Origin of the sequence: Vibrio sp. 10N.261.46.E11, from assembly GCF_041472735.1 — a bacterium.
Taxonomy (GTDB): Bacteria; Pseudomonadota; Gammaproteobacteria; order Enterobacterales; family Vibrionaceae; genus Vibrio.
The window spans coordinates 14,554-31,593 of sequence record NZ_JBFRQW010000052.1; the positions used below are offsets into that span (position 1 = coordinate 14,554).

Sequence of the window (17,040 nt, forward strand, 5' to 3'; positions counted from 1 at the left end):
AAAATGGCTAGAATGAAATTTCTTTGTGACACCAAGCGTTGTATCGAATGTAACGGTTGTGTCACTGCATGTAAGAATGAAAATGATGATGCTCTGGAATGGGGTATTCAACGTCGTCGCGTTGTGACATTGAACGATGGCGAACCGGGTGAAAACTCTATCTCAGTTGCATGTATGCATTGTACAGATGCGCCATGTATGGCTGTTTGTCCTGCAGACTGCTTTGAACACACAGAAGACGGCATCGTACTTCACAATAAAGATCTGTGTATCGGCTGTGGTTACTGCTTGTTTGCCTGTCCATTTGGCGCACCTCAATTCCCTAAACAGGAAGCGTTTGGTGAGCGCGGTAAGATGGACAAATGTACCTTCTGTGCTGGCGGTCCAGAAACAGAGCCAGGTTCTGTTGAAGAGCGTCAAAAGTACGGTGCGAACCGTATTGCAGAAGGCAAACTGCCAATGTGTGCTTCGCTTTGTTCAACCAAAGCACTGCTAGCGGGTGACGCAGAGAAAGTTTCTGATGTTTTCCGTCAGCGTGTAGTTGAACGTGGTGCGAAAGGTGCAGGTTGGACAGACGGCAACGACCTTTCTTACGATGCGACTAAGAGCTAAGTAGGAGAGACATATGCTTACAATGTTTAAGCGTCTCTTCCTTGTTGTGCTGCCTATGTTGGCAGCACTAACAATGCTTTCTCCTATGAGTCATGCATCTGAGACGAACTCATCACAAACTCAATCGAGCTCTGCTCAACGAGAAATCACACAACTTGCTGGTGCCGATTTTTGGCGACAAGTAAGAAATGGTGAGGAAGGTTACACCACATCTCAATCGGCAGAGCACGGTGTGTTAATCAGTACTCCTGGTCAAACGTGGTACATATTGAAAGAGAAGTGGATGTCACCAGCCGGTGCGGTCGCTATCTTTGGCAGTATTGCTTTCGTGACCCTTATGTATGTTGTGATTGGCCCATTGATGTTAAGTGCACCAAGAACAGGTCGTAAGATCAAACGTTGGTCTCGACTTGATCGTGCATTGCACTGGAGCATGGCGTTTACCTTCTTAACACTGGCGTTCAGTGGTTTGATGTTGGTTTACGGTAAACACTTCTTGAAACCTTATGTCCCAACGGATCTATGGGGCTTTATCGTTCTACTGGCTAAGCAGTACCATAACTACATCGGCCCGATTTTCTATGTGCTGTTGATGGCTGTTCTTATCAAGTGGTGGCGCAAGTCGATCTTCAAGATGGTCGATATCCAGTGGTTCATGAAACTGGGTGGCATGGTAGGGAAACATAAAGGTTCTCACCCATCTGCAGAGTTCTCGAACGCGGGTGAAAAAGCACTGTTCTGGCTATTGATTGTTATGGGTAGTGTGGCTGCGATCAGTGGCTTGGTTTTAGACTTCCCAATTTTCGGTCAAACGCGTCGAGATATGGAGCTTTCAAACCTAGTCCACATGCTGGCTGCTCTGATCCTTATCTGTGGTTTCGTGTTCCACATCTACATCGGCTTGTTCGGTATGGAAGGCGCACTAGAAGGCATGGTAACCGGTGAAGTTGATGAGACTTGGGCTAAAGAGCACCATGACCTTTGGTACAAAGAAGTGATGGAACAAGAGAAAAACGGCGTTGAACAAAGCGCAAACGCAGCAACAGAGAAAACGGAAGGGGTGAATAAGAATGAACAAACCTCATAAAGGTATTTGGGTTGCTTACATCCTAAGCTGCTTCACACCATTTACTTGTCTGATCTCTGGCGTGATTGCGATTGTCTACGCGGGTTATCGTTTAGATAAAGGTGAAGACGGTGAAGTAGTGGATACGCATTACTATGGCTTGATTCGCTCGTTCTTCTTGAACTTAACGTTCTTTGTCGTGCTTATCGTAACGGTAGCGACCTCTAATGGCGTGTTAATCGGTGTGAACGATTACTGGTATCAAAACCATATTATCGATGATATCGCTTACTACATCCCATACGTAGGCATGTTGTTTGGTGGTGTTGCGATTGTGGTTTGGTTTATCCGCATGTATCAGGGCATGCAGCGTTTAAGTCAAAACCTACCGCAAAACCCGTCGACAGGACCAAACCTGTAACGCTAACACGTTAACGACATATCTAAAGAAAGCCCAGTGATTCATTTCACTGGGCTTTTTGTTTTTAAGCCTCCGGAACTGTAAATAGTTGTCGGCCGCTCCCTGCATCAGAATCTACTCATTGACCGCTTCAATATGGTGCAACTCCCTTATTTGGTGCAATTGTCGGTGTGATTCTTTCGATTCTCAAGAACCATAAAAGTGCGCACAAATATTTAGGTGTAATTAATCAACGACTTAAAACCAAGAGCTGTTGCACGAAAATCACCCGTCACACTTGGAACACATCTTGCGTTCACTGTTGAGTCTTTAATTAATTACAACATTGAATCGCACGATATCAGTGCAAATCAGATAAAGCGAAGGAGAATGCTTTAATGAGTGAAACGGTGACTCAAGTTCATAGTGCAGTACAAACCCTTACCCAAAGTTCAGATACTTTATTCCTACTACTTGGCGCAATCATGGTCTTCTTGATGCATGCAGGCTTTGCTTTTCTCGAAGTCGGTACCGTGCGAAAGAAAAACCAAGTAAACGCGCTGGTTAAAATCCTTTCCGACTTTGGTGTCTCCGCCATCGCTTATTTCTTTATCGGTTATTGGGTCGCTTACGGCGCGCACTTTTTTGCCGACGCAGAAACGCTATCGCAGGGGAATGGATACGAGCTAGTTAAGTTTTTCTTCCTAATGACCTTTGCCGCAGCAATCCCTGCGATTGTATCCGGTGGTATTGCAGAACGTGCACGTTTCTACCCAATATTGATTGCGACACTGTTTACCGTTGGATTCATCTACCCGTTTTTTGAAGGCATCATCTGGAACGGTAATTTTGGCTTCCAAGATTGGCTTGAGGTGCAATTCGGTTATGGCTTCCATGACTTTGCAGGGTCTGTTGTGGTTCATGGTGTTGGCGGCTGGATTGCATTGGTTGCAGTATACTTTCTTGGCATGCGTAAAGGCCGTATCCGCGCAGGCAAACACACCAACTTCGCACCATCAAACATTCCTTTCTTAGCATTGGGTTCTTGGATCTTATGTGTGGGTTGGTTTGGCTTTAACGTGATGTCTGCTCAAGCAATCAACGGCATCAGTGGCTTGGTTGCAATGAACTCATTAATGGCGATGGTCGGCGGCATTCTAGCGGCTTTAGTCGCAGGCAAAAATGACCCAGGCTTCATCCATAACGGTCCTTTGGCTGGCTTAGTAGCGATTTGTGCAGGTTCAGACTTAATGCACCCATTAGGCGCTTTGGTGACTGGCGGCGTGGCGGGCGCATTGTTTGTTTACTTATTCACGTACATGCAAAACAAAACACAGATAGATGATGTGCTAGGTGTGTGGCCTCTGCACGGTGTATGCGGCGCTTGGGGTGGCATTGCAGCGGGTATTTTCGGTTCGCAAACATTCTGGGGCTTAGGCGGTGTGAGCTTTGCTTCTCAAGTGGTTGGTACACTGGCGGGTATTGCTGTTGCTCTGATTGGTGCTTTGATTGTTTACGGCGTGCTGAGCAAGCTAACTGGCCTACGTTTAAGTGAAGAAGATGAGTTCAACGGTGCGGATCTTTCAATCCATAAGATCTCGTCTATCAACGAAGACTAACTCTAGTTGCTGCGATGAGTTTTAAGCTCATCAAGTACATAACAGTTATACAAAACTAAGCGGCTTCGGTCGCTTTTTTTGTTTCTATGAAAAGTAAAACCGAGAGTTTGAATAAGAACGGTCACAACTATCAAGCGAGTTATGTCACAAATAGCCAATGAATTCAGTTGCCTAAGACTATGGTCTAATCCCTAAAACTATTGTTGGAATTTGAACAGTGCTAAGCTGTTACAAAGTGACATATTGAAAAGGACGTTATATGCATTTCCCATATCGAAATATCGTAATTCTTACTGGCGCCGGCATTTCCGCGGAGTCGGGGATTCAAACATTCCGAGCACAAGACGGATTATGGGAAAACCATAAAATCGAAGATGTCGCGACCCCTGAAGGGTTTGCAAAAGATCCCGACTTGGTTCAAGCCTTCTATAACAAGCGTCGCCACGGTTTACAAAGTGAGAGCATTCAACCAAATTCAGCCCACAAGGCGCTAGGTGAGCTTGAAGATAAACTTGATGGCAAAGTAACCATCATTACTCAAAACATCGACAATCTGCATGAGCGCGGTGGTAGCCGCAATATCATCCACATGCATGGCGAACTATTAAAAGCGCGATGCAGCGAATCCAATCAGGTTATCGAGCATAAAGACAACATCGAGACAGGTGAGCTTTGTCACTGTTGTCAGATTCCCGCGCAAATGCGTCCACACATTGTCTGGTTTGGTGAAATGCCACTGAGAATGGGTGACATCTATTCAGCACTCGAAGAAGCCGATCTCTTTATCTCTATCGGAACTTCAGGTGTTGTTTATCCAGCTGCAGGCTTTGTTCATGATGCAAAAATGCACGGTGCACACACTATCGAGATAAACCTCGAACCTAGCGCAGTTGAAAGTGAGTTTGAAGAGAAGCGTTACGGCAAGGCGAGTATCGAAGTACCTAAGCTAGTCGGTGAGCTATTATTGTCAGAGAAGGGGTCTCTAACGGCCTAACTCTTGTGCCAATAAGTTGATTGACCCGCTTAAGCTTGGAATTTTAGAAATCGATGTCAGCCAACATCTATATTTGTCATTTATCAATGGCAAACTGACATTTATTCAGATGAGGCTCTAGTCATCGGTTTGCCTTGTTGTCTCTATATTCAGGCAATTTGTCTCTAGATTAGGACAAGACGTGCACCAAGAGTTTTGAACAGGTCGTTGAGCTTTTTTCATTTCGTACATCGCCTTATCGGATTCAACCAATGCCTGTTTAAAATTATCTCGGCTGGTCACTTCAATACCGTAAGAAAAACTGATGTTCTCTCCATGCAGTAGGTTGGTTACTTGGTTTACAAACTCGCCACCACGACCGAGTTGAGCCGTTGCAACAAACTCATCACCACCCACTCTAAACACCATTTCATCTTCCAAAGCTGTTTGCCTAAGAGCCTGAGAGAAGCGAACAATCATTAAATCTCCAACTTTGTGGCCTTTAAGGTCGTTTGCCTCTTTTAGTCCATCTAAGTCGAAGTAAATGAGCTCAAATTCTGCAAGTTTGATCGCGTCAAACTTCTTGCGATTATACAAACCAGTAAGCTCGTCCCGTTTACCTTGGTCTTTGATTTTGCCAGTTAATTCTGTAATGCCGAAAGCAATCAATAAAAATGCTATTTGTAACAACCCGTCTTCTAAGAAGGTATCTATTAATTCATTTTGGTCAGCCCACTCATCAAGATGTTTAAGCTCGGTTGATACATCATAAAACAGGTTAAAAATGAGTAATAGAGCGCCGTAGCGAAGAACTTTGTGGGGGCGAATTGAATGACGCGCAACATAATAGATGTACATAGTGATCACGAGGGTATTTGTTTCGAAAAACAAATCATAGTTTGAATCAATATGAATAAATGAACTCAAGCCAAGCATCAACAGTGACGCTAACAGCATAAAAGTCACAACTAACAGGATAGGGTTTGCTTGCATATGTAATCGCACTTCGTATTGTTTGTTTAATCCTATATAAATTTTGAATAAAAATAAAGCGGCTTACGCCGCTTTATTTAACTTACTAGCAACAATTAAACTTTTGCTAACAAATTAGTTGTCTACTTTAAGTTTTTGAAAGTACTCGTCATAAATAACGCTCGCTTCGCCAACTTCGTCTTGCCAAACACCATTATCCATCACTGATTGTGGTGGGAAAACATTCTTATCTTCAGAAAACTCTTTCGGAAGAAGAGGGTAAGCTGTTTTAACTGGTGTTGGGTAACCGATCTCTAGAGCAATTTTCGCAGCGTTCTCTGGACGAAGAAGGAAGTCGATCATCTTATGTGCCGCTTCAGTGTTCTTAGCACCTGCTGGAATCGCTAGGCTGTCCATCCAGAAGATAGCGCCTTTCTCTGGCCAGATGATGTCAATCGTTGCGCCTTCTTGGCGTGCCATGTAAGCAGAGCCATTCCAAAGCATACCAAGAGACACTTCACCTGCTAGGTAAGGGTTAGCAGGGAAATCTGAGTTAAATACCAATACGTTTGGCATCAGCTTGCGAAGTTCTTCGTACGCTTCTTTGATTTCTTCAGGGTTAGTCGTGTTTGGAGAGTAACCCAGTTTAGACAGTGCGATATGGAAAACCTCACGAGAGTCATCCATCATCATTAACTGACCTTCCCACTGTGTATCCCACAGATCGCCCCAGTTTTTAACTGAAGACTTGTCTAGCATATCTGAGTTGATACCAATACCCGTTGCGCCCCAGATGTATGGGATCGAGTAGTTGTTGTTTGGGTCAAATGGCTTATCTAAGTAATTTGGATCCAAATCTGCAAAGTGGCTTAGCTTAGTTTTATCAAGCTCTTGAAGCATGCCTTCTTTACGCATCTTAGACACGAAGTAAGTAGAAGGAACGACCAAGTCGTAACCCGTACCTTGAGTTTTTAACTTAGCGTACATGCTTTCGTTAGACTCATAAGTTGAGTAATAAACTTTAATGCCAGTCTCTTCGGTGAAGTCTTCTAATACTTCATTTGGAATATATTCAGACCAGTTGTAAAAATACAGTTCTTGGTCAGCTGCGAAAGAGGATGTAGAAAGTAAAGTAGCAGCACACAATGCGCCGGTATACAGTGTTTTTTTCATTACTGTTCCGTTCATTTGTTTGATTTGGATCTGGGTATTTAACCCAAAGTAAATGGATTTCTAAAAATCGCGATGAATTATAGCAGTGATATAACAAAATAGGCAGCCGAAGCTGCCTATTGATTGATATTCTTATTTTTAACTTGCTGATTACCTAACTAGGCTTAATAAGTAAGCCTGTTACTTATTAACCTCTGTTAACCGGAGTAATTAGATAACAAACTCGCTTACTGACCGGCTTTCAGCTTCATGAAGTAATCTTCGTACTTCACTGTCTTATCGCCAACCGCAGCTTGCCATTCCACACGATCAAGGTCTTCTTGAGATGGGAACAGAGCAGGGCTGTCTTTAAACTTCTCGTTAGACGCTTTAACTGCCGTTAGGTAGCCTGTGTCACCAGAGATTTGCTCTGCGATTTCTGGGCGAAGTAGGAAGTCGATCATCTTATGAGCCGCTTCTACGTTTACCGCGCCAGAACTTATAGCAAAGTTATCAACCCAACCGATACCGCCTTCTTTTGGGAAAACCAGTTTGATTGGTAGACCTTCGTTTTGCGCTGCAGCAGCTGAACCGTTCCACAGCATACCAAGACCCACTTCACCAGACATATATGGCGCGCCTGGGTTGTCAGAGTTAAATACTAGAACGTTCGACATTAGCTTTTGTAACTCAGCGTAAGCTTCGTCGATCTCTTTTTCGTTTGTTGTGTTACCAGAGTAACCTAACTTACGTAGTGCGATATGGAACACTTCACGCGTGTCGTCCATCATCATCAGTTGACCTTCAAGCTCCGGCTTCCATAGATCAGCCCAGCTTTGGAAATCTTCCGGATCGTACATATCAGTGTTAACAGCAAGACCTGTAATCGCAACTACGTGTGGAATAGAATAGTCGTTATTCGGGTCGTACGGCTTATCTAGGTAGTTAGTATCTAGATTCTTGAAGTTGTTCAGCTTAGTTTTGTCGATCTTTTGTAGCATACCTTCGTCACGCATCTTAGAAACGAAGTAAGTCGACGGCACAACGAGATCGTAGCCTTTGTTGTGTGTTTTTAGCTTTGCGTACAAGGTTTCGTTCGACTCGTAAGTCGAGTAGATAACCTTGATACCTGTTTCATCAGTGAACTGTTCTAGAATCTCACTGTTGATGTAAGGTCCCCAGTTCATGAATACCAATTCTTTGTTATCTTTTGCAAATGATGGTGCAGATAACATTGAAAGCGCACATGCACTACCAGCTAATAGAGTAGCCCATTTTTTCATTGACGTTAGCTCCAAACTAAACGTTGCCCGAAGGCAGTAGATAGAAAAACAGAATGGCAATTGACCATTCTGTTTATGATTAACACTTTTTTGAACTTGAAGTTTCTTAACTTCTTACCAAGCCTGTCTCTGTATAGAGTAGTAGACTTACTTGATTTTTTCTCTCGCTAATAACTGAGAAATGATCACCAGTATTAACGACACCACTAACATCACTGTTGCTAGAGCGTTTACCTCAGGAGAGATACCCACTTTAACCATTGAGTAAATCTTCAGTGGTAAGATTTCATACGTTGGACCGGTTACGAAAGAACTGATGATCACATCGTCCAGAGACAGAGTGAAGCTCAATAACCAACCCGCAGCAACCGCTGGCTTAGCAAGTGGTAAGATGATCTGTTTTAGGATCGTCCATTCGCTCGCACCTAAGTCTTTTGCTGCTTCTAACATCTTCACATCAAAGCCATTCAAGCGACTGTAAACCGTTACCACAACGAACGGTAGACAGAAGGTAATGTGAGCAGCAAGTAGGGTAAAGAACCCAAGTTGAACACCCATTACCAAGAATAGCGCAAGAAGCGAAATCGCCATTACGATATCTGGTGACATCATTACGATGAACAGCATGCCATTTACGATGCCTTTACCTTTAAATTGGTAACGGAATAGCGCTACTGCTGTGAGGCTCCCGACAATCGTTGCGGCTGTTGCTGAGAACACGGCTACGTTGATCGAGTGCCACGCAGCCTGCATTAGGCTGTCGTTGTTAATAAGCGCGTCATACCATTTCGTGGTGAAGCCACCCCATTTCATACCAAACTTATTGGCATTAAATGAGTTAGCAATCAATACGATAATAGGCAGGTATAGAAAGGCGTATACCAGCGCCATAAAGCTGAACTTAACTGTGCGACCCATTAGTCTAGCTCCACTTTCTTGTTCAAGAGCTTACCTGCTCGGTAGTAGGCATACAGCATCACAGCCATTGCCATGGTCAGTGCAATACTCGTTGCAGCACCAAATGGCCAATCTCGAGCGTTGAGCACTTGGCTCTTAATCACGTTACCAATCAATAGGTTCTTAGCTCCACCTAGTAGGTCAGAGATGTAGAACATGCCTAACGCTGGCAGTAACACTAACAGACAGCCGCCAATAATCCCTGGCATAGTCAACGGTAGTACGACTTTCAATAGCGTTTGCAGTTTGTTCGCACCTAAATCTTTAGCCGCTTCTAAATACGTATCATCCAGTTTTTCAATCGCTGAATACAGCGGCAGAATCATAAACGGAAGTAGGATGTACACTAAACCGATCATTACTGCGGTTTCTGAGTACATGATACGTAGCGGTTTATCAATGATATCTAGCGCTAAAAAGCTTTTGTTCAAGACACCCTGCGTACCTAGTACAATCTTCAATCCATAAGTACGAATCAAAGAGTTAGTCCAGAATGGCACAATCACTAAGAACAGCATGATTGGACGCCACTTCGTTGGCATTTTTGCCACTATGTAAGCAAACGGGTAACCAATAATTAAACAAAGTAGGGTTGCGATAATTGCCATATAGAAAGAGTGCATTAACACTTTAAAATACAGCGGGTCAGCCAAACGCAAGTAGTTATCGAGCGTGAAGGTCATCTCGATTAAGTTCGCTTCATCACGAGTTAAAAAACTGGTACCGATGATCATGATGTTTGGAATCATCACGAACAGCACTAACCAACCCGTGATTAAGGCAACAATTGCGTTTTGTAAATTAAACTTCTTGCTCATCTTCTAATACCACTTCCCAGCTCTCAACCCAAGTTACTGCAACTTTTTGGCCCAGTGAGTGATCAACATCCGGATCATCTTCGTTGAAGAACTCGCTAACCATTACACGCATACCAGATTCAAGTTCTACGACTGAATCTAATGTCATGCCTTTATAGGTTCGCTCGACAATATGACCCACAATACCGCGTTGCTCAGACTCTTTAATTTCTTCGATACGAAGATCTTCAGGGCGAAGCAATACTTGCAGTTTTTGACCCGGTGATACGTCTTTATCGTGATAGATAATGGACTCTTCACCTTCGATTGTCGCTACGATGCGTTTTTCATCTTGGCGAGATTTCGCTGTTGCTTCGAATACGTTAATTTCACCAATGAAACGCGCTACAAATAGGTTCTTAGGCTCTTCGTAGATCTCTCTTGGTGTTCCGTCTTGTTCAATCACGCCATCACGCATAACAATAATGCGGTCAGACATAGACAGCGCTTCTTCTTGGTCATGCGTTACAAAAATGAACGTAATACCAAGTTGGCGTTGTAATTGTTTAAGCTCGATTTGCATCTGTTTACGCAGTTTGTAATCAAGAGCAGATAGAGATTCATCTAACAAAAGAACTTTAGGTTTATTAACGACGGCACGAGCGATTGCGATACGTTGCTGTTGCCCGCCAGATAGCTGGTGTGGTTTTCGTTGTGCCATTTGTTCCAGGCGCACCATTTTTAAAGCATCCATTACACGAGATTCAATCTCGGAACTCGGAACTTTCTGCATGCGTAAGCCAAATGCCACATTGTCGAAAACGGTCATATGCGGGAATAGGGCATAGCTTTGGAATACAGTGTTAACATGCCTTTGTTCAGCAGGAACTTGGGTTACGTTCTGTCCAGCTAATAGTATTTCGCCACTATCCGCCGTTTCAAAACCCGCAATCATTCTTAGTACCGTGGTTTTACCACAACCTGATGGGCCTAAAATTGTGAGAAACTCACCATGATTTACGTTTAAATCCAGATTGCCGATGACTTCCTTACCATCGAAACTTTTACTGATGCCAGTTAGCTGTACAACTGGCTTCCCTACTGATTTTTTAGCGTTCAACGTCTGTTTTTCTCCACCTTGGTTCTATTTGAGACCTGTTGCTATACACCTCTAAGGCGCGCATCATAATCACCAAAAACGTGAATTCAAAGCATTTTTTATCTTTCGAAGACAAAAAAATTCGCAGGTAAAAGTAAACATCCTTTACCATACTGTTATTTGTTGGGTTTACATCCCAACAAGTGTCTAATTATTAACCATTAAGACGTAAAAGCAAGCCTTGTTACAGATTCATATTTTAGTTTGCATCCGACATATGGGTATAATGAAGGTAATTTTTTATCAATAAGTTAGGTGGCTTCATTTAGTTGGCGCACCTAGGTATCAATATGAACAACGACATCGAAAAAGATTTTAATTTGGGCGGTAGTATCAACCGTGCACTTTCCGGCGATTATGAGCTCAAAGCAACGGCTGTATTCCAAGAAGCTTGGAAACATACGATAAGTCACTTTCTTTCGTTTTCACCTGCGATTGTTGCGCTAATGTTTGTACAATTGGCTATCTTTTATATCGCATTAAAGCTTCAGCTTGGTGACCCTGCAATTATTTTAGATGCAGTTATCGACCCTGAGGCCTTTACCCCACAGATCGTTGAATCCATTTTTATTGCTAACTTCAGCTATGAAGTAGTCAGTGCGCCTATCTACGCCGGTATTTGTTTAATGGCAATGAGCCACGCTGCCGGCCTACAAACTAAAGTCCGCCACATTGGCAAAGGTTTGCAGTTTACGATACCCGTAATTCTAGTCACTTTATTCAGCTTAATACTTCAAGGTATTGCTGGGATGATTCTGCCATTTCTGTCTATCTACTTCTCACTCGCGTTCAGTAATTCAATTCTGCTGATTTGTGATAAGAAAGTACCACCAATGCAATCGCTGCTGCTTTCTCTGAGAGCAGTAAATAAGAAGATCTTCGTAGTCGCGTCTATCTACCTAATCGTTATGCTGATGTTCATCGTCGCGGCGATGATGTACGGCATTGGCTTGATCTTCGTTCTTCCATTCTTCTTCCACGTGAAAGGGATTGTTTACCGCGAAATGTTTGGCATCAAACTGAAGGTGATTGCATCAGACCGCCCGATGAGCGATGACGATAATAACGACGGAAGCAATGGCGGCGACAGTAACAGTAACGATCGTAACAAAAACAAGAATCCTCAGGTGTTTGATGCGTAATAACAACAAAGTCAGCGCAAGTAAATCTCTTGCGCTCAAAGTTACGGCACTGGCAATCATGGGCTCTATCTCACTGATTGGCCCATACCTTTACCAAGAAGAAGAACGCCGACGCACGACAGAACAGAGCTCCAATTCCGCAGACCAACTTGATGACTTGGCTGTTGCTTCAAGCGCACCAAATTTTGCGGCTATTAAGGATGTAAACGAGAAAAAAAACACCTTCTTTTCGTTTCTACGCCCAAGTATCAATATTGAAAACGCACGAATCACCAAAGAACGTGCGTTTTTAACTAAGCTCTCTGATTCTGGTTTAAGCAGTATTGATTCTGAAGACGCTTCTTATGCGAAAAGGTTAGGGAAGTTGTACAGCTTACCGTTACCTAGTACAGGTATAGAACAGGCATGGCTAACGGAGATGCTGAACCGCGTCAATGTACTGCCAGAGGCGCTGGTACTAACGCAAGCAGCCAATGAGTCAGCTTGGGGAACGTCACGTTTTGCCACCAAAGCAAATAACTATTTCGGCCATTGGTGTTACAGCAAAGGTTGTGGCCTTGTTCCGCTACAACGTAACGAAGGTAGCTCGCATGAAGTCGCAACATTCTCTTCAAGCCAAGAATCCGTACACCGTTACTTCATGAATCTTAATCGTAACCGTGCCTATGCCGATTTGAGAGCCATTCGTGCGCAACTTTCAGCGAAAGGCACTGACCTGTTAACCAAAGAAACAGCAACCGAATTAACCAATGGCTTGTTAAAATATTCTGAGCGAGGTTCAGACTATGTGACTGATTTACAAGCTATGATCCGTCACAACAAGGTATACTGGAAAAAGTAACTCATTTGGATCACCACTTGGTTGACTTCGCTAGTCAGTTTGACACCAAGTAATATCGCAAAGAGCAGCTCATTGGCTGCTCTTTCTATTTATAAACGCTCAACTTCGACAAGATTATAATAATGAAAAAGACAGCACTCGCTTTATTAGCCACTTTAAGTTTTGGGGTTTCTCTTCCAGCTTCGGCGCAAGAATACATGTTCACGTATTCTAAACTCTATACTCAGCTGAAAAACAACACCAAAGAAGGGCACGATGATGTCAAAGTTGCGGTGTTCTTTGTTGACCAACAAGCACAGAAAACCTGCCACATCAGCAAAGCTTGGATGGAGAAAGAAGAGCACTACGAAGAGCTAAAAGTGTCTGCTGTGAATGAGCTGCTTCTACCAGTAGATCAGAACCTACGCTCAGCAAACCCTCTTATCTTTGTACAAACCCAAGAGCAAGAGTGTGCTTATTCTTTGGTTGTTATGACTCAAGAGCCTTTAGCAGGCAATATAGAGGTGACTCAATTAAAAAGCCTATTACCACAGATGCAGGCGATGCTAGAAGACGTCAGCGGCATGTTCTCTAGCTGGTTCACACCAGACATTCAAGGGTTAACGCTGGAGTTCAATAATAAGCTTGAAGGCAATATAGAGCTTTCGAATGGCAAGCAAATACCAATTAAAGACGGGCGTGCTAAATTCACTTTGGAAGAGTTGAATGGAAGTGACAGCATCACGTTACCAGAGCCAACGATTCGCGTATTACCGTACATTCCCGCGCAATAATGTTAGCTAGAAGCATTTTCTAAGCTTTGAGAAAGTAGTTCTTAAGCAGCCTGTTCTTTTAGATATGGCTGCTTTTCTTTGTCTACTATCACAAGCCTATAACTGGCTAAGACGCATTTCTCTAACCGTATAGAGAGCTAATCACCCAAAAGAAGCGGAATCTTTCTAATACTCAGCTTGTTAATCCTGCCGTTACTATTTCAACATCAAATAAAAGTCCGTATAATCCACGCCCTAAAACAGTCCCACTAGCAATCTACAGTCGGTAATACGACGGTGTGAGAGTCGCAATGAACCAAAACGATAATAGAAAAGAAATACTTGAATTCAACAAACTTCAGAAACGTCTGAGAAGAAATGTTGGAAATGCCATCATCGACTACAACATGATCGAAGAGAATGACGTAGTAATGGCATGTATTAGTGGCGGTAAAGATTCATTTGCGATGCTAGATATTTTGCTACGTTTACGTGCAGCGGCACCCATCAAGTTTGATGTTGTGGCAGTAAACCTAGACCAAAAACAGCCAGGGTTCCCAGAGCACATTCTGCCAGAGTATTTTGAAACGCTGAACATTCCTTACTACATCGTAGATAAAGATACGTACTCAGTAGTAAAAGAGAAAGTGCCAGAAGGTAAAACAACGTGTGGTCTATGTTCTCGTCTTCGTCGTGGTACTTTGTACTCGTTTGCAGAGAAAATAGGGGCAACTAAGATCGCTCTTGGTCACCACCTAGACGATATTGTTGAAACTATGTTCCTGAACATGTTCCACGGTGCTCGCCTGAAAGCAATGCCACCAAAACTACGTTCTGATGATGGTCGTAACGTTGTGATTCGCCCACTGACTTATTGTCGTGAAACGGACCTAATCCAATACGCTGAGCATTTAGAGTTCCCAATCATTCCTTGTAACCTATGTGGCTCTCAAGAAAACCTACAGCGTCAGAACATTAAAGCAATGTTGATTGATTGGGATAAGAAAACGCCAGGTCGTGTTGAGAAGATCTTTAAGTCGATTCAGAACGTAAGCCCAAGCCAATTGGCTGACCGCGAGCTGTTTGACTTCGTGAATCTTCCTCTAGACCGTAGTGAAGACCGCAAAGCATACGAATTCGAAGAAGCTGAAATCTCATCTTCAAACATTGATGAGTCAATGTTCATCGACGTGACTAACGTATAATACCAATCGTAGTAAATAACTGTTCATCCTAGCTGGTTAAAACACTCGATAACATCGTTAGAAATTTTGATTGTAGAATAACTACTTATCGAAAATTTTCGCCTTGTTCTCAAGCACTTTTCCTGCGCTATTTATTATCACTTACTTACTGTGATTGGTATAACGAGATATTCGCGATTCTGTATTTGGAATGGTGGAAGATCTAGATAAATAAAAACGCCTCAAGCAGTGCTTGAGGCGTTTTTTATGATTTTAAATCAGCTATAGGGGATTAACCTATAGACAAATTGGGATCAAGTGGACTTACGTAACCCGACGGTTTAAGAGCAAGTACGTCACAGTTAATCTTATCGATTACATGTTCCGCAGTATTACCAATAAACACAGCAGACAATCCAGTACGGCCGGTTGTACCTAGAATCACCATAGCAGCGTTGTTTTCAGACGCGACACGAGGAATAACATCTTCTGGCAAGCCTTGCTCAACAACAGTTTGCTCTTCACTCATACCGTGTTTCTGGCGCAAAGCTTTCATCGCTGTTAAGTGATGACCACGAACCGCGTCAGTATAAGAGGTTGGATCAAACTCTGGCAGCTCGATTGTGATATTAGCAGGTGTCACCGGGTAGGCGTTTACCAATAGCGGCTCAGCATCTAAACGACCTGTGATTTCAAGTAACCTGTCGACCATCGTATCATTGAGCTCTAAGTGAGCTTCGGTTTCAGAGCCTACATGAACTGAAGCGTAAATCTTCGCGTGTTCTGGCCAGAAATCATTTTTAACCAATAGCACTGGGCTAGGGCATTTTCTCAATAAGTGCCAGTCGGTAGGAGTAAAGATGACAGATTCTAAGGTATCGTGCTTACGCGTACCTTTGATTAGGATGTCATGCTCGCCACTGTAAACCTCTGCAATAATCGCTTCGTACGGGCGGTTATGCCAAACTACCTGCACATTAAATTCAATGGAATCATCAAGGTAAGGAGCCGCGACTTTATTCATCCAAATTTCACGCTGATGAATTACACCTTTACGCATTGCGTCTCTTTCATCGACAGAGAGCATAGATGTCATGTCATACGAGAAATCGTAGATCGATAAAAAGAAAGTGATGTGGCTTGTTGATGTGCTTTTCTTGGCAAGTTGGATAGCACGAACTAGAGCAGGTTGCTCATCGTGATTAATGTCTGCGACAACTAAAATTTTGTTATAGATACTCATAACTAAGCCTACTTTTTAGACCGAACATATAAATAATGTAGCGTAGTTATGGGGAGAATAAGAGAAATATAAGAGGTTTTAAGAGAGAAACATGATGTAGCTCATTATTGAACTACATCATTGATATCTAGACTATTCTTTTGAAACGCCAGCAAGTTCCATCAACGCATCGTGATCTTCGATAGTGATATATTTGCCTTTAACGCTCAAGATGTCTGCTTTTTGGAAACGACCTAAAAGACGGCTAATTGTTTCAACAGTTAAACCAAGGTAGTTACCAATATCGCCACGAGTCATCGTTAGGCGAAACTCACGAGGGCTGAAGCCACGTTGAGAGAAACGAGTAGAAAGGTTGTAAAGGAATGCAGCAAGACGCTCTTCCGCGTTCTTCTTAGAAAGAAGCAGAATCATTTCTTGGTCACCTTTAATCTCATTACTCATCAGACGCATAATTTGCTGACGCAATTTAGGCATTTTGCCTGATAGGTCGTCTAGAATTTCGTATGGGATTTCACATACCATAGAAGTTTCTAACGCTTGTGCGAAACTAGGGTGCATGTCACCCGTAATCGCATCGAAGCCAACAAGATCGCCCGCTAGATGGAATGCAGTAATCTGCTCATCACCTTGCTCGGTAATCGTGTAGCTCTTGATCGTTCCAGAGCGAATAGCGTATAGAGATTTAAGCTCGTCACCGGCTTTAAATAACTCTTGGCCTTTTTGAATAGGCTTTTTTCTCTCAATGATCTGATCAAGTTGATCGAGTTCAGATTCATTCAAAGTAAACGGAATACAGAGCTGGCTAATACTACAATCCTGGCAATGGATCGCACAGCCACCAGACTGAACACGTTTCGTCACAGGCTTTTCAGAAATCATAACAATCTT

The 17,040-nt window shown here is 43.0% G+C and carries 17 protein-coding genes; 9 read left to right on the forward strand and 8 right to left on the reverse strand.

The features are described from left to right. Nucleotides 1–3: 3 nt before the first annotated feature. From fdh3B to cobB, 5 genes are all read left to right on the forward strand, one after another. Complete coding sequence (fdh3B, locus tag AB4407_RS16695; protein WP_004742271.1) at nucleotides 4–612, forward strand: formate dehydrogenase FDH3 subunit beta; 609 nt, start codon at nucleotides 4–6, stop codon at nucleotides 610–612. Nucleotides 613–625: 13 nt separating this feature from the next. Continuing rightward, nucleotides 626–1,699: a formate dehydrogenase subunit gamma gene (locus AB4407_RS16700; RefSeq protein ID WP_372121355.1), complete on the forward strand. Its 1,074-nt coding sequence runs from the start codon at nucleotides 626–628 to the stop codon at nucleotides 1,697–1,699. Then, nucleotides 1,683–2,099 (forward strand): hypothetical protein, encoded by a 417-nt coding sequence (locus AB4407_RS16705; RefSeq protein ID WP_102437111.1) that lies wholly within the window; start codon nucleotides 1,683–1,685, stop codon nucleotides 2,097–2,099. The genes AB4407_RS16700 and AB4407_RS16705 overlap by 17 nt, the downstream gene beginning before the upstream one ends. A gap of 377 nt (nucleotides 2,100–2,476) precedes the next feature. Beyond that, nucleotides 2,477–3,697: an ammonium transporter gene (locus tag AB4407_RS16710; RefSeq protein ID WP_372121356.1), complete on the forward strand. Its 1,221-nt coding sequence runs from the start codon at nucleotides 2,477–2,479 to the stop codon at nucleotides 3,695–3,697. 259 nt (nucleotides 3,698–3,956) lie between these two features. Then, complete coding sequence (cobB, locus tag AB4407_RS16715) at nucleotides 3,957–4,691, forward strand: Sir2 family NAD+-dependent deacetylase (RefSeq protein ID WP_372121357.1); 735 nt, start codon at nucleotides 3,957–3,959, stop codon at nucleotides 4,689–4,691. Between the two features lie 117 nt (nucleotides 4,692–4,808). Here cobB and AB4407_RS16720 read toward each other — a convergent pair whose 3' ends face one another. The 6 genes from AB4407_RS16720 to potA all read right to left on the reverse strand — a co-directional run bounded on the left by AB4407_RS16720 (nucleotide 4,809) and on the right by potA (nucleotide 10,951). Continuing rightward, complete coding sequence (locus tag AB4407_RS16720) at nucleotides 4,809–5,675, reverse strand: GGDEF domain-containing protein (protein WP_372121358.1); 867 nt, start codon at nucleotides 5,673–5,675, stop codon at nucleotides 4,809–4,811. A 102-nt stretch (nucleotides 5,676–5,777) separates the two neighbouring features. After that, entirely contained in the window at nucleotides 5,778–6,815 is a 1,038-nt protein-coding gene (locus AB4407_RS16725) for an extracellular solute-binding protein (RefSeq protein WP_304569336.1), read from the reverse strand. 227 nt (nucleotides 6,816–7,042) lie between these two features. Further along, nucleotides 7,043–8,077, reverse strand: coding sequence for an extracellular solute-binding protein (locus tag AB4407_RS16730; RefSeq protein ID WP_372121359.1), 1,035 nt, complete (start codon nucleotides 8,075–8,077; stop codon nucleotides 7,043–7,045). A 147-nt stretch (nucleotides 8,078–8,224) separates the two neighbouring features. Continuing rightward, on the reverse strand, nucleotides 8,225–8,995 hold the full coding sequence (potC, locus tag AB4407_RS16735; protein WP_004733706.1) for a spermidine/putrescine ABC transporter permease PotC: 771 nt from the start codon (nucleotides 8,993–8,995) through the stop codon (nucleotides 8,225–8,227). Further along, nucleotides 8,995–9,852: a spermidine/putrescine ABC transporter permease PotB gene (potB, locus tag AB4407_RS16740; protein ID WP_372121360.1), complete on the reverse strand. Its 858-nt coding sequence runs from the start codon at nucleotides 9,850–9,852 to the stop codon at nucleotides 8,995–8,997. The genes potC and potB overlap by 1 nt, the downstream gene beginning before the upstream one ends. Continuing rightward, complete coding sequence (gene potA, locus AB4407_RS16745) at nucleotides 9,836–10,951, reverse strand: spermidine/putrescine ABC transporter ATP-binding protein PotA (RefSeq protein WP_372121361.1); 1,116 nt, start codon at nucleotides 10,949–10,951, stop codon at nucleotides 9,836–9,838. Before potA ends, potB begins: the two co-directional genes overlap by 17 nt. A gap of 329 nt (nucleotides 10,952–11,280) precedes the next feature. Between potA and AB4407_RS16750 the strand changes: the two genes are divergently transcribed. The 4 genes from AB4407_RS16750 (at nucleotide 11,281) to ttcA (ending at nucleotide 14,930) form a co-directional block, all read left to right on the forward strand. Beyond that, nucleotides 11,281–12,132: a hypothetical protein gene (locus AB4407_RS16750; protein WP_372121362.1), complete on the forward strand. Its 852-nt coding sequence runs from the start codon at nucleotides 11,281–11,283 to the stop codon at nucleotides 12,130–12,132. Then, entirely contained in the window at nucleotides 12,125–12,973 is an 849-nt protein-coding gene (locus AB4407_RS16755) for a glucosaminidase domain-containing protein (protein WP_372121363.1), read from the forward strand. Before AB4407_RS16750 ends, AB4407_RS16755 begins: the two co-directional genes overlap by 8 nt. Before the next feature lie 122 nt (nucleotides 12,974–13,095). Further along, a complete protein-coding gene (locus tag AB4407_RS16760) occupies nucleotides 13,096–13,746 on the forward strand; it encodes a DUF2987 domain-containing protein (protein WP_372121364.1) in 651 nt (216 codons plus the stop codon). Between the two features lie 290 nt (nucleotides 13,747–14,036). After that, the gene (gene ttcA, locus AB4407_RS16765) at nucleotides 14,037–14,930 is read left to right on the forward strand and encodes a tRNA 2-thiocytidine(32) synthetase TtcA (RefSeq protein WP_372121365.1); all 894 of its coding nucleotides are present in this window, start codon (nucleotides 14,037–14,039) and stop codon (nucleotides 14,928–14,930) included. A 271-nt stretch (nucleotides 14,931–15,201) separates the two neighbouring features. Here ttcA and uspE read toward each other — a convergent pair whose 3' ends face one another. Further along, nucleotides 15,202–16,152, reverse strand: coding sequence for a universal stress protein UspE (gene uspE, locus AB4407_RS16770; RefSeq protein ID WP_017097864.1), 951 nt, complete (start codon nucleotides 16,150–16,152; stop codon nucleotides 15,202–15,204). A gap of 132 nt (nucleotides 16,153–16,284) precedes the next feature. Next, entirely contained in the window at nucleotides 16,285–17,031 is a 747-nt protein-coding gene (locus AB4407_RS16775; protein WP_009846714.1) for an FNR family transcription factor, read from the reverse strand. Between the last annotated feature and the right edge of the window lie 9 nt (nucleotides 17,032–17,040).

What these genes read in the sequence shown, in the direction of transcription:
- fdh3B (WP_004742271.1), top strand. Translation starts at nt 4, where the DNA reads ATGGCTAGAATGAAATTTCTTTGTGACACCAAGCGTTGTATCGAATGT.
- AB4407_RS16700 (WP_372121355.1), top strand. Translation starts at nt 626, where the DNA reads ATGCTTACAATGTTTAAGCGTCTCTTCCTTGTTGTGCTGCCTATGTTG.
- AB4407_RS16705 (WP_102437111.1), top strand. Translation starts at nt 1,683, where the DNA reads ATGAACAAACCTCATAAAGGTATTTGGGTTGCTTACATCCTAAGCTGC.
- AB4407_RS16710 (WP_372121356.1), top strand. Translation starts at nt 2,477, where the DNA reads ATGAGTGAAACGGTGACTCAAGTTCATAGTGCAGTACAAACCCTTACC.
- cobB (WP_372121357.1), top strand. Translation starts at nt 3,957, where the DNA reads ATGCATTTCCCATATCGAAATATCGTAATTCTTACTGGCGCCGGCATT.
- AB4407_RS16725 (WP_304569336.1), bottom strand. Translation starts at nt 6,815, where the DNA reads ATGAAAAAAACACTGTATACCGGCGCATTGTGTGCTGCTACTTTACTT.
- AB4407_RS16730 (WP_372121359.1), bottom strand. Translation starts at nt 8,077, where the DNA reads ATGAAAAAATGGGCTACTCTATTAGCTGGTAGTGCATGTGCGCTTTCA.
- potC (WP_004733706.1), bottom strand. Translation starts at nt 8,995, where the DNA reads ATGGGTCGCACAGTTAAGTTCAGCTTTATGGCGCTGGTATACGCCTTT.
- potB (WP_372121360.1), bottom strand. Translation starts at nt 9,852, where the DNA reads ATGAGCAAGAAGTTTAATTTACAAAACGCAATTGTTGCCTTAATCACG.
- AB4407_RS16750 (WP_372121362.1), top strand. Translation starts at nt 11,281, where the DNA reads ATGAACAACGACATCGAAAAAGATTTTAATTTGGGCGGTAGTATCAAC.
- AB4407_RS16755 (WP_372121363.1), top strand. Translation starts at nt 12,125, where the DNA reads ATGCGTAATAACAACAAAGTCAGCGCAAGTAAATCTCTTGCGCTCAAA.
- AB4407_RS16760 (WP_372121364.1), top strand. Translation starts at nt 13,096, where the DNA reads ATGAAAAAGACAGCACTCGCTTTATTAGCCACTTTAAGTTTTGGGGTT.
- ttcA (WP_372121365.1), top strand. Translation starts at nt 14,037, where the DNA reads ATGAACCAAAACGATAATAGAAAAGAAATACTTGAATTCAACAAACTT.
- uspE (WP_017097864.1), bottom strand. Translation starts at nt 16,152, where the DNA reads ATGAGTATCTATAACAAAATTTTAGTTGTCGCAGACATTAATCACGAT.
- AB4407_RS16775 (WP_009846714.1), bottom strand. Translation starts at nt 17,031, where the DNA reads ATGATTTCTGAAAAGCCTGTGACGAAACGTGTTCAGTCTGGTGGCTGT.